Source organism: Aliiglaciecola sp. 2_MG-2023 (genome assembly GCF_030548145.1).
Classification (GTDB): domain Bacteria; phylum Pseudomonadota; class Gammaproteobacteria; order Enterobacterales; family Alteromonadaceae; genus Aliiglaciecola; species Aliiglaciecola lipolytica_A.
Genome location: NZ_JAUORY010000023.1, coordinates 1 through 15,179 on the forward strand (window position 1 = coordinate 1; position 15,179 = coordinate 15,179).

Annotated in this window: 13 protein-coding genes; 5 read left to right on the forward strand and 8 right to left on the reverse strand. The window is 41.6% G+C overall.

Annotated elements, in window-relative coordinates:
* Nucleotides 1-367 precede the first annotated feature (367 nt).
* Both Q4567_RS18100 and Q4567_RS18105 read left to right on the forward strand, forming a co-directional pair.
* Nucleotides 368-982 (forward strand): hypothetical protein, encoded by a 615-nt coding sequence (locus Q4567_RS18100; protein ID WP_303501420.1) that lies wholly within the window; start codon nt 368-370, stop codon nt 980-982.
* Between the two features lie 28 nt (nt 983-1,010).
* Nucleotides 1,011-1,238: a hypothetical protein gene (locus Q4567_RS18105; RefSeq protein ID WP_216050493.1), complete on the forward strand. Its 228-nt coding sequence runs from the start codon at nt 1,011-1,013 to the stop codon at nt 1,236-1,238.
* 164 nt (nt 1,239-1,402) lie between these two features.
* Here the strand turns inward: Q4567_RS18105 and Q4567_RS18110 are convergent, their stop codons facing one another.
* The 5 genes from Q4567_RS18110 to Q4567_RS18130 form a co-directional block, all read right to left on the reverse strand.
* Nucleotides 1,403-2,542, reverse strand: coding sequence for a serine hydrolase (locus Q4567_RS18110; RefSeq protein WP_216050494.1), 1,140 nt, complete (start codon nt 2,540-2,542; stop codon nt 1,403-1,405).
* 257 nt (nt 2,543-2,799) lie between these two features.
* On the reverse strand, nt 2,800-5,037 hold the full coding sequence (locus Q4567_RS18115) for an alginate lyase family protein (protein WP_303501423.1): 2,238 nt from the start codon (nt 5,035-5,037) through the stop codon (nt 2,800-2,802).
* 277 nt (nt 5,038-5,314) lie between these two features.
* The gene (ssb, locus tag Q4567_RS18120) at nt 5,315-5,884 is read right to left on the reverse strand and encodes a single-stranded DNA-binding protein (RefSeq protein ID WP_303501425.1); all 570 of its coding nucleotides are present in this window, start codon (nt 5,882-5,884) and stop codon (nt 5,315-5,317) included.
* A gap of 302 nt (nt 5,885-6,186) precedes the next feature.
* The gene (locus Q4567_RS18125; protein WP_216050497.1) at nt 6,187-7,059 is read right to left on the reverse strand and encodes a CoA ester lyase; all 873 of its coding nucleotides are present in this window, start codon (nt 7,057-7,059) and stop codon (nt 6,187-6,189) included.
* A 77-nt stretch (nt 7,060-7,136) separates the two neighbouring features.
* A complete protein-coding gene (locus tag Q4567_RS18130) occupies nt 7,137-8,489 on the reverse strand; it encodes an MFS transporter (RefSeq protein ID WP_303501428.1) in 1,353 nt (450 codons plus the stop codon).
* A 268-nt stretch (nt 8,490-8,757) separates the two neighbouring features.
* Between Q4567_RS18130 and uvrA the strand changes: the two genes are divergently transcribed.
* The 3 genes from uvrA to Q4567_RS18145 are packed head-to-tail and all read left to right on the forward strand — an operon-like array spanning nt 8,758 to nt 12,719.
* Nucleotides 8,758-11,598 (forward strand): excinuclease ABC subunit UvrA, encoded by a 2,841-nt coding sequence (uvrA, locus tag Q4567_RS18135; RefSeq protein ID WP_303501431.1) that lies wholly within the window; start codon nt 8,758-8,760, stop codon nt 11,596-11,598.
* An 18-nt stretch (nt 11,599-11,616) separates the two neighbouring features.
* Complete coding sequence (locus Q4567_RS18140; RefSeq protein ID WP_303501433.1) at nt 11,617-12,021, forward strand: thioesterase family protein; 405 nt, start codon at nt 11,617-11,619, stop codon at nt 12,019-12,021.
* A gap of 2 nt (nt 12,022-12,023) precedes the next feature.
* Nucleotides 12,024-12,719 (forward strand): 2OG-Fe(II) oxygenase, encoded by a 696-nt coding sequence (locus Q4567_RS18145; protein WP_216050501.1) that lies wholly within the window; start codon nt 12,024-12,026, stop codon nt 12,717-12,719.
* Nucleotides 12,720-12,740: 21 nt separating this feature from the next.
* Here Q4567_RS18145 and Q4567_RS18150 read toward each other — a convergent pair whose 3' ends face one another.
* The 3 genes from Q4567_RS18150 to ppa form a co-directional block, all read right to left on the reverse strand.
* Nucleotides 12,741-13,199, reverse strand: a complete 459-nt coding sequence (locus tag Q4567_RS18150; protein WP_216050502.1) for a DUF3299 domain-containing protein — start codon at nt 13,197-13,199, stop codon at nt 12,741-12,743.
* Nucleotides 13,200-13,214: 15 nt separating this feature from the next.
* Entirely contained in the window at nt 13,215-14,477 is a 1,263-nt protein-coding gene (locus tag Q4567_RS18155) for an MFS transporter (protein WP_216050503.1), read from the reverse strand.
* Between the two features lie 136 nt (nt 14,478-14,613).
* Entirely contained in the window at nt 14,614-15,153 is a 540-nt protein-coding gene (gene ppa, locus Q4567_RS18160) for an inorganic diphosphatase (RefSeq protein WP_216050504.1), read from the reverse strand.
* Between the last annotated feature and the right edge of the window lie 26 nt (nt 15,154-15,179).

Genomic DNA, 15,179 nt, shown 5'->3' on the forward strand with positions numbered 1-15,179 from the left:
CAAGACACCCATGTTTAGTTAACCCTAAATAAGACACCCATGTTTAGTTAACCCTAAACAAGACACCCATGTTTAGTTAACCCTAAACAAGACACCCATGTTTAGTTAAACCCTAAACAAGACACCCATGTTTAGTTAAACCCTAAACAAGACACCCATGTTTAGTTAACCCTAAATAAGACACCCATGTTTAGTTAACCCTAAACAAGACACCCATGTTTAGTAGCGATTAATTTTGTATTGCAAACTAAACACAACAGGTTGAATAAATTAGACTAATCTTGCTCAGACAGTGTGTACAAAGAGAGTATTGTGGTAGCTTTAAAGACAAAGTAAACGGACGTTAAATGAAGGAAACAAAACAATAATGCGAATATTACAACCTCTAACAATAGCCAGCCTTATACTTGCCAGTTCATTCATGGCCAATGCACAACAAATTATTAAACCAGCACCTTTGGTATCTATTCCAACTCAAGATACTTTTTTCGCTAGTCTGAAAGCTTTATGTGGAAAGGCGTTTGCTGGTAAAGTCACTATCGATAATCAAGGCCCAAGCAATATGTCTGAGCAGCCATTAATCATGCATGTAAGACGTTGTACAGATCAGCAATTGCAAATACCCTTTCACGTTGGCGATGACGCTTCACGCACTTGGATTATAACCAAGACAGGGTCAGGTCTCTCTTTGAAACATGACCATCGCCATGCTGATGGCTCTTATTCAGAATCAACCATGTACGGCGGCCATACTCAAGATGCCGGCTGGCCACAGGCTCAATCCTTCCCTGTTGATCAGTATTCTAAAGAATTGTTCGCAAAAGCGGGCAATCCCCAGTCGAGCACCAATATCTGGCAAATGTATATCTACCCTGAGGTATTTACTTACCGTTTGATCCGCGAGGGAAGAGAGTTCAGGGTGGATTTCGATTTAACTCAAGAAATTGATACGCCGCCCGCGCCATGGGGTTATCAAGACTAAATATTCTCCAACAAATAGATATGGCAAGATGCATAGGCAGAAGGGGGGATTTCTCAATTCCGGTGCGATTACTGGGTTTAACTTGCCTTGTCGACCAAACTCCTTTGCCGATATTGTGAAGGGGATGTGCCCGATTGACTGTCCAAATATATGGATTGACTATACTGTGCAAGGAGGCGCGGTGTTTAAGGACACTCATTACCAGAATATTTGGCGTAATAAAGAACTCGACCATGGCGGAATCGTTGATTTGTAATCAACGATTAACTTGAGGAAAAATCATAGTTCGACACTAAAGCGCGCAGACTAGATTGCTGTTTAGCATTTCAAACTATGGTCACCCAATGCATGAACCTCGTAGACGTCGATAGAGAGTAAACTGGAAAGATGCCGGTTGGCGTCTTTTCCAAGCTTAATTTACTAAAACGCCTTTTTCGCTAGTTTCAACACTTTTTTCAGACTAGCAGCCAACTCTTGATTAGAAATATCATTGCACATCCAAGCAATGGCAAGGTCTTTGTCTGGAATTCGGCTAAAAAAGGTATAAGTGCCCAGCCAACCGCCAGAGTGGAAGAATACGAGCTGATCATTTTCTTCACTAACAAATTGCCCGTTCGCATACAAAATACCCTCACGGGCCTCAAACTTGCTATTGGGAGTGTTCATATCCGCGAGCAATTGCTTGGGATCTTTACCCAGTTTCGGGGAATAAAAGTAACTATCCCATATCAACAAATCATCTAAATTGGTGTGTAAACCGCCGTCGCCTACCCAGAATAAGTTTGTCATATCGGTTACATAGGTGCCATCTTCACGTTGTTTGTAACCATAGGCACGGTTTTTCACTATCTCTACAGGGTCATCACTAAAGAAGGTGTTTTTCATACCTAGGGGCTTAAAGATATGCTCATGGGAATAATCTCGAAGGGACTGTCCAGAAACGTTTTCCACTAACATCGACAGTAAAAAATAAGCCAGGTTGCTATAACTAAATTCAGTTTCTGGCTCTAAAGCAAGGGGCACAATGCTGACAACCTCGAAGAATTCCGCAATAGTCAGATAATCCTCGTTCCCAAGACGAAACAAGCCACCAGCAGCAGACTTCAATTCTATGGACTTTGGATTTTTTTCTTCTTGGTCAAAAGAGCTGATAAGATCATAGTCTCCCATCCCAGAAACGTGTCCAAGCATTCCGTTAATGGTTATTGTGTGTCCGTAATCGGGCAAAGATGGAAGATGTTTACGAATATCGTCGTCTAAGGCTATCTTGCCTTCTTCAGCAAGTAGTAGCACAGCCAAGGCAGTAAATTGTTTAGAAACAGAAGCCATTCGATGCACTTGTGTCCCGTCTAAGGGCGTGTCGAGTTCAAGATTACTCAATCCATAACCTTTCTTATGGATAAAGCTTCCTTTGTGGATAACTCCCAGATTACACCCTGGCGCACCATCTTCGATCGCCCCCTGCATAATGGAATCAATGGCATCATTAAACTCGTTAGCAACAGATGAGCTAGAAAAGCACAGGGAAACGACAATAGTTAAAGGTAAAATAAAGTTCATAGTGTCTTCCTTGGGATGTTTTGCGATTAAATGGATACTTCACTGAACCAAAGATAAGTCATTTTTTAAACAAATACCAAAAAAGCGCCTAAAAAACACGGTAGATTTACAGTAGAGGAGTATTGATAGAGGTAGAGACGAGGAGAAGGCGATTTCAATTAAAAAAGCCGTATTCATCTCTGTGCATATTTTGCAATATCACTGGATTGCAACAGAGAATCCTACGGCTGGTGTTTAATATGGTTGATGCTTATTTTTTATTGGTAGAAATAAGGCCCCGTCCAACTATATTTTTTGCCATTAACTTTCAAGCTATGCTTGGCAGTTTTTGAGGCATTATCGTTGGCAATAATGAATAACTGCTGATTACCTGCCAAGTCTGTAATAGTCACTCCAGTGTAGTTTTTGTTATCCACTACTACGTTTAAATCTGCGATATTACTTTTTGAATTTTGTGATAACTCAGTCACAGGTCCGTAGGAGCCATGGGGCTCAATAACAGAAACAAACAGAGTATCTTTGGCATTTCTGCGCAATAACAAAGAGGCATCACGGCGCAAGTTAAATTCAGGATCATTAGCGCCAATGCGGGTGAAAAGCAACTCATCATCGTTATCCGTCACGGCCGTTAAGGTGTAATACTTGCCATTACCTAACCATGAGAATTTTGAATTTCCGTTCACTCCATTGCCTTTACCTTCAACAAAAAGATGTTGATAACCATTATCTTCACCTAACGGACGCAGGACTTTAGGAGAGTCATAAGCAAAGTTCATATCCAAAACCTGTCCCATAAAGTAATACGGAAGATCATATTGATTTTTGCTATCTGATTTAACACGCATGATATCGAGTAAAAAGGCTTTCTCGAAGCTTTCATCTTTAATCATTGCCATAGTGCGATGCATGGATGTGCCAGGGTAAGCATTGCTTTCTGTGGCACTCACCACCTGAACATTGTCTTTTTCAGCATCAAAGGTAAACAACTCAGAATGATGTTGACTGGCAATATCATAGCTACCATTAAAGTGCTTTTTCTCATTTACAGATAAGGTATTGTGAGCAATGGTTGTTTTTGCCCAAGTCGTGTTCTCTTTAAGATAGTTACCGCCGCCTTTTTGTTCAATATTAACAAAGCGGGCTAATCCGTAATCCTGTAAAACTTCATCACCTTTTTCATACAAAGAATAAGAAAGCTTATCGTAGTGACCATGACTCAAACCCTGAGCTGCATATTTGAAGACTAGAGTGAGATCTTCGTTGCCGTAGCGCAAAATCCCAATTCCACCTTGCTTACCATTAATACCGTCACTTAAATTAATCGATTTTTTAGCAAAAGGTTTAGCTTTGCCATCGCGCACACCAATCGCTGCCTCAAGGCCAGACTCATCAATAAGCACCTGTCCTTGTTTCTCAACGATACTCAATAGCTCTGGGTTTTTATCTCCATAAAAATACGCCAAGTTCACCGCAGACACTAAAGAACTGGTGTAATATGACATGCCTTTTTGGCCGTCGTTAATAGGGAAAAATTCACCATCGGCATCAGATAAGTTAAGTAATGCGTTAACCCCTTTGAATAATACGTTATCTTTATGTTGTAGCACCTTAAGTTCTGGACGGTTATTTTCCATAGCCAGTGCCAGTATCAAGAATGGGTACATGGCATAACGTTGGTAGTAAGGACCTTCAGTATAATAACCATCAGGTGAGAAAGGTTCTTCTAAGTTGGCAAAGAAGCCTTTGCGTTGCCCTTCAACTTTGATTGTTCCGCCGTCGTTGTCTTTACCACCCACTTCTAAGCCGTCATCTTCAATGCCATAAAGTGCACGCTGAATGAGTTCTTCGTCATCCATTACCAAACCAATCATACCTACCGCGGTGACCCCCCAGGTACTGTGGTTGTGTACTCGATTGAAAAACTGCGGATTTTCTAATGATAAAAAGTCAGCAAAAGGACGAAATAAGTTAGTTTCTAATTTGTCACGCTCACTCTCGCTCAAATAATCGTAAATCGCATCATAGGCTTGGCTCATATAAACCAACCAGTTACTGTCGTTTAGACACTGCCAAAATAGCTTTCCTCGGGCGTAGGAACGCTCTTGTGGGTGAAGCGGTAAATCTTTATACATTGCTTCATACTGAAACAACATGTCACGAATATACTTAGCGTACTTCTCGTCTTCTAGAACCTGATATAGCACACCAGCTTTTTGCGCGGTAAAGAAATTAAGTTTGTGACGTTGGTGGGTATAACCGCCAGAAAAATCCTTAGGAATGGGTGTATCAATGCCCAATGCAATTTCAACATCAACTTGTTGCTTGATTGTTGCTAGAGATTCGTCAAATAAAGGAACCTGGCCTAAATTTGCTCTAATTCTCTCCACACCAGGCTCGGTCAGAATAAGATTGGGGTGTTCCTTTGCACTAACGGTGAAAGACGAAATACTAATCCCTATGGATAGCAAAGTAATAGAGAACTTTTTTAGGTTCATTAAACTTGGGTTCCTTTTAAACAAGAGCCGTTTGGCAAACATTCACGATTAATTAGAAACTCGTAACATTAACATATAGATGACAACTTAGGGACAGTACAATAACAGAATCACTGAAGTATAAAAGCAGACCACTGGATTGTTACGTTTCCCTTGATGAAAACTCTCTTCAGGCTAAATTGAATTGCTAATTAAAATACAAAACTTGCCATAAAAAAAGCCGCTATTTGCGGCTTTCGAAGATGTTTTCAATATTTACACTTTGATCAAATTCCAGTCAAAACGGAATATCATCATCAAAGTCAAAATCAGGCTCAGCCATAGGAGGTTTTTGCGCTGGGTTTTGGCCTGGATTTTGTTGCGGCGCATTACCGTATTGCTGACCACCGCCTTGTTGTGGTGGTTTAGTGTAATTCTGCTGTGGTGTTTGCGCTGGCTTTTGCGGCGCTTGGTTATATTGACCGCCACCTTGGTTAGCATAGCCACCTTGCTGACTGTCAGACTGACCGCCACGGCCACCAAGCATTTGCATTTGGTCAACGATAATTTCAGTGGTGTATTTGTCTTGACCACTTTGATCTTGCCATTTACGTGTCTGCAATTTGCCTTCAACATATATTTGCGAACCTTTACGCAGGTATTCACCAGCGATTTCTGCCAGGCGACGGTACATAGTCAGTCTGTGCCACTCTGTACGTTCCTGCATCTGACCGCTCTGATCTTTCCAGCTTTCACTGGTAGCCAAGCTTAAGTTCGCTACTGCATTGCCGTTAGGCATATATCTTACTTCTGGATCTTGTCCAATATTGCCCACTAAAATGACTTTGTTGACACCTTTAGTTGCCATGTGTACTCCTATTATTCGTCGCTAAATGAGTTGTCTTTACCATCTTCGTATATCTCAGGTCAGACTTATTTAGCATCCAAGCTGATATTTCTAAATTGGTTATTAAATTCAGAAACTTACCCAAATATCTTTATTGAAAAGGTATGTTCGCTGCCAATTTAGTTAAAAAACTTGGCATCAATGATTCGATATTATCCGCGGTATTGTAACCCGATTAAACAGTTTTATCTCAATAAAATCGGAACTAAATTCAGTTTAAATCCCTTAACATTAATATAAATGAATTTGCTTAATGAGCTAGTCTAGTTTTGCTTATTCACTCTTTTTAATAGATTTTCAGCCCGTTGCACCACGGGTAAATCAATCATTTTATTCCCATAGTTAGTGGCCCCAGTGCCCTGCTTGTATTGCTGTTGAAACGATTGAATTAATTCTTTCGCTTGTTTGACTTGCAGTTCAGTAGGCATAAAGACCTGATTCAATATACTCACTTGCAAAGGATGCACGCAAGGCGCACCCGCAAACCCAATTTTATTTGCCAACTCAGCGGCGGTTTGAAACTTAGCAGGATCACTGAAATCGGCAATGGAGGCAGGAAATCCCATAGGCGCAATATTCGCGCGCCGACAAGCCATAATTAACTGCTGGCAAGGACCGATAAGAGCTTCTGTAACCGGTTCCATGCCAATCGATAAGGATAAATCTTCAGTGCCCATTGTCATAGCAATTAAACGTGATGAACTAGCGGCAATTTCATCTAATTTAGGCATCGCATTAACATGCTCAATTTGCGCAATAAGTCGTGTATAACCTATGGGCATTTGCTTTTCATGTTCTAACTCGTCGATTGTCTCAGCGATTAGTTGAATATGGGCAGCGCTGCTGACTTTAGGGATAACTATCGCACATATTTGCGGGTCGACTACTGCTTCTAAGTCTCTTATTGCTAGACGCAATCCTGCGTTTATTCTGACTAAGGTATCAGCCCCATTTTTAGACACAACTTGGGCAGCAGCAAGAATATTAGCGCGAGTTTTGGTTTTGTGATCAATTGGAATACTGTCTTCTAAATCAAGGATATAACCATCGGCTGCGCGGGTATGCGCTTTATCAATAAACTTTTGATTATTGGCAGGTAAAAACAATAACGAACGCCAGGGGATTAATTCGGTCATCAGTATTCTCGTGAAAATTGTTATTTCAGTTTAGCGCAAATTTGGGCCAACATTGAAGTTGATATAACCGGCTTGAATTACAACTGCGGTGCAGTGTGAAGCACCAGTTGCTGCGCTTGTCGAAGATCAAATTCTGCGGTTGCTTTCACGTATACGCTGTCTTCCTCAGTCACCAAAGCAAGATCAACAACGCCAGGCATCGCCAGCAACTGTTGTTTCAACAAATCTAGATCCGCAGAATGATTAATACCGCTTAATGTATATCGTCGGTATTTATTTACGCTTTTAAGGTTATAAATGATGCCTGTCCATATAAATAAAATGGCGATTGCGAACATTAAAACTTGTGACGGGGAGAAATATTGGTTGAGGAATCCGGCTAACATCCCTCCTAAAAAAGCACCAAAAAACTGGAAGCTAGCATACATTCCCATTGCAGAGCCTTTTTTACCCGCTGGGGCAATGCTCGATACCCATGCAGGTAAATTTGCTTCTAAGTAATTAAAACCAGTGAAAAATATTACTGCAAAGCCGGCTAACGAGAACAAGGTTGATGACCAAGATAAACCAGCACAGGCAATGATGAGTAAAAATATCGACACTAACATCAGCACTTTCTGCGAGACTTTTCTATTTAAGCCCATCAAAATCGTTAAACCTACAATCGAGATTAACAATACAGGTAAATAAAGTTGCCATTGAGAGTCGATCAATAACCCCATTTGTTGCAGCATGACCGGTAATTGCATGAAAAACAGCGTAATCATCATATGCAACAGACATACGCTAATGTTCAATTTTTGAATTTGTTTATCGCCAAACAAGTTACCCAAGTCTTTCCACGTAGGCAGCGTATCGCCAGATGGCGCTGAGTTTTGTTGTGATGGAACCACAAATCCAACGATAAAAACACACAAAAATGCTAACAATGCAGTGACAAAGAATATCCCCGACAGCCCCCAAACATTGGAAATCATCGGGCCAATCATTAACGCTAGATAGAATGAAAAGCCAATAGCGATACCAATAATTGCCATCACTTTAGGTCGTTGATTTTCACGGCTTACATCCGCGGCTAACGCCATTATCGCACCAGCGATTGCGCCTGTTCCTTGCAGTATACGGCCCAACACCAGCATCCACATATTGTCTGCAAAACCAGCGATTAGGCTGCCTAAACAAAACATCAGCAGTCCAACGACTATGACAGGTTTTCGGCCAAATTTGTCTGACAACATCCCCATTGGAATTTGTAGCAACGCCTGAGTTAGTCCGTAACCACCAATGGCGATACCCACCATAAGCACCGAATAATCAGGGTACTCTTTGGCTAAGATAGCTAATACTGGCATAACCATAAATAGCCCTAACATTCTTAGGACATAGATAAAGGCAAGAGACAAGGCTGCGCGTAATTCAGTTGCGTTCAAAACAAATCACTTTGGTTTATATAGAGCTAATTGAAGTCGTCTAATATCAAGTTCGTGAATCACAAAGGTGATTGACCATTATTTTGATAAAGAAGTTAATACTAATTGGCCGCGAAGTTTATCACAGCATTAAAATACGCGATAGATCGTTGAAAAGTCGTTTTAAATAAAATATTTTGGCTTTTTTTAGCTAATTAGTCAGTTCCTAATAGAGCATGAATTGCAATTATGTAATACTGATCTTTTGGTCAGGCAACATTCTGGATCCATGGATAAAATTGAAGTTAGGGGTGCACGCACCCACAATCTGAAAAATATTAATATAACGCTTCCTCGTGACAAACTAATTGTGATTACTGGCTTGTCGGGTTCGGGGAAATCTTCATTAGCCTTCGATACTTTGTATGCAGAAGGACAACGGCGTTATGTAGAATCCCTTTCCGCCTATGCCAGACAATTTTTGTCAATGATGGAAAAACCTGATGTGGATCACATTGAAGGTTTATCACCTGCTATTTCCATCGAACAAAAGTCCACGTCTCACAACCCACGTTCTACGGTAGGAACAATTACCGAGATATATGATTACTTAAGACTGTTGTACGCCAGAGTGGGTGAACCGCGCTGTCCAACTCACCACGTTCCTTTAGCGGCGCAAACTGTCAGTCAAATGGTTGATCGTGTACTAGAGATGGAAGAAGGCACAAAGTTAATGTTGCTTGCACCTGTGGTGCAGGAGCGTAAAGGCGAACACATTAAAACCCTTGAAGGCTTAGCGGCGCAAGGTTACATACGTGCACGTATCGACGGTGAAGTCTGCGATTTGTCCGATCCACCTGAACTTGACCTGCATAAAAAGCACACGATAGAAGTGGTTGTCGACCGTTTTAAAGTGCGTGAAGATTTGGCATTGCGATTGTCAGAGTCATTTGAAACAGCATTGCAGTTATCTGCAGGCGCGGCCAAAGTCGCGTTTATGGACGACCCAGCAAAAGACGAATTGGTGTTTTCAGCCAATTTTGCCTGTCCTCATTGTGGTTACAGCATGGCCGAACTCGAGCCTAGATTGTTTTCGTTTAACAATCCAGCTGGCGCATGTCCAACCTGTGATGGGTTAGGTAACAAGCAGTTTTTTGATCCGGGAAAAATTGTCAGCAATGAAGAATTGAGTTTGTCTGGCGGCGCAATACGCGGTTGGGACAAACGCAGTTACTACTACTTTCAAATGCTACAAGCCGTCGCTGATCACTATGGTTTTAGTTTGACGGTTCCATTTGAAGAGCTTGAAGAGAAACACAAAGAAGTGATTTTATTCGGCAGCAAAGGTACCGCAATAAAATTCAAATACATTAATGATCGTGGCGATATTATGGAGCGCAAACATCCATTTGAGGGCATTATTCCCAATATGGATCGCCGCTACAAAGAGACAGAGTCTAACGCGGTGCGAGAAGAACTGTCCAAATATCTCAGCCAACAACATTGTAATAGTTGTGGTGGTGCACGTTTACGTTTGGAAGCCAGAAACGTCTTTATTGGTCAAACTGCCCTGCCAACAATCACTGAAATGTCGATATCTGATGCACTCTCCTTTTTTACTGAATTAGACTTAACAGGACAGCGCGCGCAGATTGCGGAAAAGATTTTAAAAGAAATCAACGACCGGTTAAGTTTTCTAGTCAATGTGGGCTTGAATTACCTTTCCATGTCAAGAAGCGCCGATACCTTATCAGGTGGTGAAGCACAGCGGATCCGCTTAGCCAGCCAAATAGGTGCAGGCTTAGTTGGCGTTATGTACGTTTTAGATGAACCATCTATTGGATTGCATCAACGAGACAACGAGCGATTATTAAAAACCCTGCGTCACTTACGAGATTTGGGCAACACGGTTATCGTCGTAGAGCATGATGAAGATGCCATAAAAGAAGCCGACTATATCGTCGATATAGGCCCAGGAGCCGGTGTCCATGGCGGTCAAATCGTTGCTGAAGGTAGTCTTAAAGACATCCTAGAAAGTGAAGACTCACTTACTGGGAAGTACCTATCTGGTAGAGAACGTATAGAAATCCCCAAAGAACGTAATAAAGTCAAAGATGACAAATGGGTGAAACTGACGGGGGCATCCGGTAATAACCTACAACAGGTAGATTTACACGTTCCTGTGGGACTAATGACCTGTGTTACTGGTGTGTCAGGCTCGGGTAAATCGACCCTAGTGAATGATACATTCTACAAGTTAGCCCATCACGCGTTAAACGGCGCAACCACCGGAGAAGCCGCTCCCTACAAAGATATCACCGGTCTTGAGCAGTTAGACAAAGTGGTTGATATCGACCAGAGTCCTATCGGTCGCACACCACGCTCAAATCCGGCCACTTACGCGGGTATTTTCACGCCAATTCGTGAAATGTTTGCGGCAACCCAAGAAGCTCGCTCTCGCGGTTACAAACCCGGTCGATTCAGTTTCAACGTCAAAGGTGGACGCTGCGAGGCGTGTCAGGGAGATGGTCTGATTAAAGTGGAAATGCACTTCTTACCAGATGTGTATGTGCCATGCGATGTGTGTAAAAGTAAACGTTACAACCGTGAAACACTGGAAATTACCTACAAAGGTAAAGACATCAATCAAGTATTAAACATGACCGTGGAAGAAGCCCGAGAATTCTTCGATGCCATCCCGGCGATTTCGCGCAAACTACAAACGCTAATGGATGTAGGCTTGTCTTATATTCGCTTAGGTCAATCGGCGACAACCCTCTCCGGTGGTGAAGCACAGCGGGTGAAACTAGCCAAAGAGTTATCTAAGCGTGATACCGGTCAAACTCTGTATATTTTAGATGAACCAACTACCGGTCTGCATTTCCACGATATAAAACAACTGTTGGAAGTATTACATAGACTCCGTGACCACGGTAATACAGTTGTGGTTATTGAGCATAATCTGGATGTAATAAAAACCGCAGATTGGATTATCGATCTTGGTCCTGAAGGTGGTTCAGGCGGGGGCAATATTATCGCTCAAGGTACACCAGAAGATGTGAGTAAGGTAAAAGGTTCGCACACTGCGCATTTCCTTAAGCCAATTTTAGACAATGCCAGACAGGCATAATTAGACACGGATTAGAGTATGTTTAGCGAACACTTTAAAGTCAGGTTTTATGAAACAGATGGTTTGGCTCACGTCAGTAACACTGTTGTTGCTGGCTGGTTTGAATGCGGCAGAGAGCCGATCTTCAAAATGTTTACGCCAGATCTAGATTTGCAGAATTGGCCATTGATTTTAGCCAGTTACAAAATCGACTTTCATTTGCAGATATATTACGGCAAATCAGTAGAAGTGTGCACTTACGTAAGCCGAGTGGGCAATAGTTCATTCGATACTTATCAGGAAATTTGGCAACAAGATCAGAAAGTCGCCTCAGGTACTACAACCTTAGTGCGGTTCGATTTTGAAAGCAATAAATCGGTACCAATTGACGGCGCAATCAAATCCCAACTTGAAGAACATTTGTATCCCCAGCAGGAAGCTTAAAAGTGACAGATTTTATTGAAGTAATTGATGATGTATTGCCGCAGAAGTTGTGCCGCGGATTCATCCAGCGTTTCGAAAACAGCAAAAATATTCAGCCAGGTCGCACTGGCGGCGGTGTTGATACTGATAAAAAGCTCAGTAAAGATGTATCGATAGTACAACATCCTGAATTTCAGCCTGAATATCAAGCGATGCTGCCATTGTTATCTCAGCAATTAATGAATTACTTTGAAAAACATTTTTTTGCACTGATCGGCCCAATTGGTTTAACGGTGCAAGATCCCAGCAGCGGCCAACCAGTAAAGTTAACCCAAGAAAATTTCGAAACAGTGGGTAAACCGAACTTACAAAACTTGGTGCAATACCTATTTCGAATTGGTGACATCAACGCACAAAAATACCAAATGAACAAAGGTGGATATCCATACTGGCACTCAGAAGTTTATCCACAAGCTGGTAATAATGACGCCCTGCATCGTATCTTATTGTTTATGTTTTATCTAAATGATGTGGATGAAGGCGGCACCACGGATTTTTATTATCAAAATAAATCCGTGCAACCCAAAGCCGGTAGAATGGTGATTGCTCCTGCTTATTTTACCCATACCCATAGAGGCTCAGTGCCTGTTTCCAACGATAAATACATTCTTACCTCTTGGGTGTTATTTAATCCGGCAGAGCGCATCTACACGGCTTAAAAGTTCAAACGCTTATTTAATTTAACCGTCGTAAGGTAATACCGATTGTCCCTTCAAGGTATAACCTACTGTTGCGATCTCGCCACTCCAACCTTCTGTTGTTAAGGTGCCAACTACCCAAACCACATCAGTTAATGCCATCGCTGGCACGCCCTCTGGAATTTTCACGTAAACAATTTGATTAGGTGGTGGCGGCGGTACATGGATACAAGCACCAAAAAAAGGAACCAATAAAAACTCAGTAATATTGTCTTGATCACCTTCAAGAGGAACGACAAATCCGGGTATTTTCACTTCCATATTGTTGAATTTGGTCACCACAGGCGCAGATAGATTTTGCTGACCGGTAGTCAAAGCGTGATCAATGTCTACAGGCGGTGCGACATAATTGGCAGGCACTAAATCTTCCCAAAACACTTCTGTGGGTTCGCTATAAGCAGAGGTTGTTATAAAAAACAGAGTAAGTAATAGAGCTCGCATAAATTTAGTTAGTCCTTAGACAGTGGGCTTAATGTTGGCTGATTCTTCAGATATCGCAGATGCAGCAGAAATGTCTGGCGCTTGATGAGGATGATTTGCCCAACAAAAAGGGTTCTTTCTTACTTCGTTTCCTGCATCAGGTGCATCTGGAATATTCAATGCCAACAGCAGTGAACACACAGCAAAACTTGCACCAATAAAGAATACTAAAGTAGGCGAAGTAAGCCAAACAATACCTAATAAAGCGGGTATAACCACAGCCGCAATGTGATTAATCGTAAAACTCACCCCTGCTGTGGATGCAATGTCCCGTGGATCAGCAATCTTTTGAAAATAAGTTTTCATGGCTATCGCCATGGCAAAAAACAGATGATCAATAACATACAAAGCAGCGGCCCATTGTGAACTTGTCACTAAGGCGTAACTCACAAAAATCACAATTAAGCCAATATACTCCACGGTTAAAGCCTTGCGCTCCCCTACTTTCGCAATCCATCGACCAATTTTACTGGCAAACAACAGGTTAAATACGTAATTGATAATAAATAGCAGGCTAATTTCACCCACGCTGTATCCAAATTTTTCAACCATCATAAATGAAGCAAAAACCATGAATATTTGTCGACGAGCACCACTAAAGAAGGTTAAACAATAATATAACCAGTAGCGTTTGCGCAGGAACATATGTTTGTGTTGTATAGAAGGTTGCTTAAACTGTGCGAAGAAAGCCCATAGAAACAGAACAATGACTAAACCTAATCCACCAGCTAGCATGTACATGGTTTGATAGCTTATACCCACGTAATCCATTAACAACCAAATACTGCCGTAAGCAAACAATGATGCGAAGCTTTTAACAGCTAATTGTTGCCCCATAAAATGCGCAGTTTTTTCTTTTCCAAGCCACTGCAACGTCAGCGATTGGTTCATGGTTTCAAAATAATGGAAGCCAACTGACATGATCACCGTGGTGCAATATAAACCTATCTCAAAGGGAAAAAAGCCTGTCATTGCGACACCGACACACATAGCTGCGAGTGAAAGCATTGCCAAAGTTTGTTCTTTAATTACTAACAATAAAAACACGGCGGTAAAGGCCAGAAACCCCGGTACTTCTCGCAAGCTTTGTAGCATGCCAATTTCGGCACCTGTAAACTGGGCTTTTTCCACCACAAAATTATTCAGAAGAGCATTCCACACCGAAAATACTAAAGGCATAACAAACGCCATCGCCAACAATAGTAATTGAGGATTATTTCGAATCGAATTGAGCTTCATGATGTTGTGCTTTAGCCATTTACGGGAATAATAAAGAATGGCAAGTTTACAGCAGTTTGCAGAAAAATGCTTTGCTCAGAAACAAGCAAAAAAAAGGGCTAACCTAAAGTTAACCCTTTTCTAAATTTGCTTGGTACTAAGCTTTTTCTTCAGTTTGGTAGCGTTTTACGCTATCAACGATTTCAGCTTTAGCATCTTCACAATTTCCCCATCCTTCGATTTTCACCCATTTGTTAGGTTCTAAATCTTTATAATGAGCAAAGAAATGCTCAATTTGTTGCTTAGTCAATTCAGGCACCTGATCGATTTCTTTTACTTCACGATAGATGGTAGAAAGCTTATCAATTGGCACAGCCAATACTTTAGCATCTTCACCTGACTCATCAGTCATCTTCAAAACACCTACAGGTCTACACTTGATGACTGAGCCAGCCAATAAAGGAAACGGTGTCATCACCAAAACGTCAACAGGGTCGCCATCAAGAGAAAGCGTCTGTGGCACGTAACCATAGTTAGTTGGATAATGCATACAAGTTGCCATGAAGCGGTCAACAAAGATGGCGCCAGTGTCTTTATCTACTTCATATTTTACTGGGTCAGCGTGGGCTGGGATTTCGATGATGACATTTACTTCATCTGGCAAGTTTTTACCTGCTGGAACAGCATTTAAGCTCATTGATTCATACCTATAAGTTGATTTAA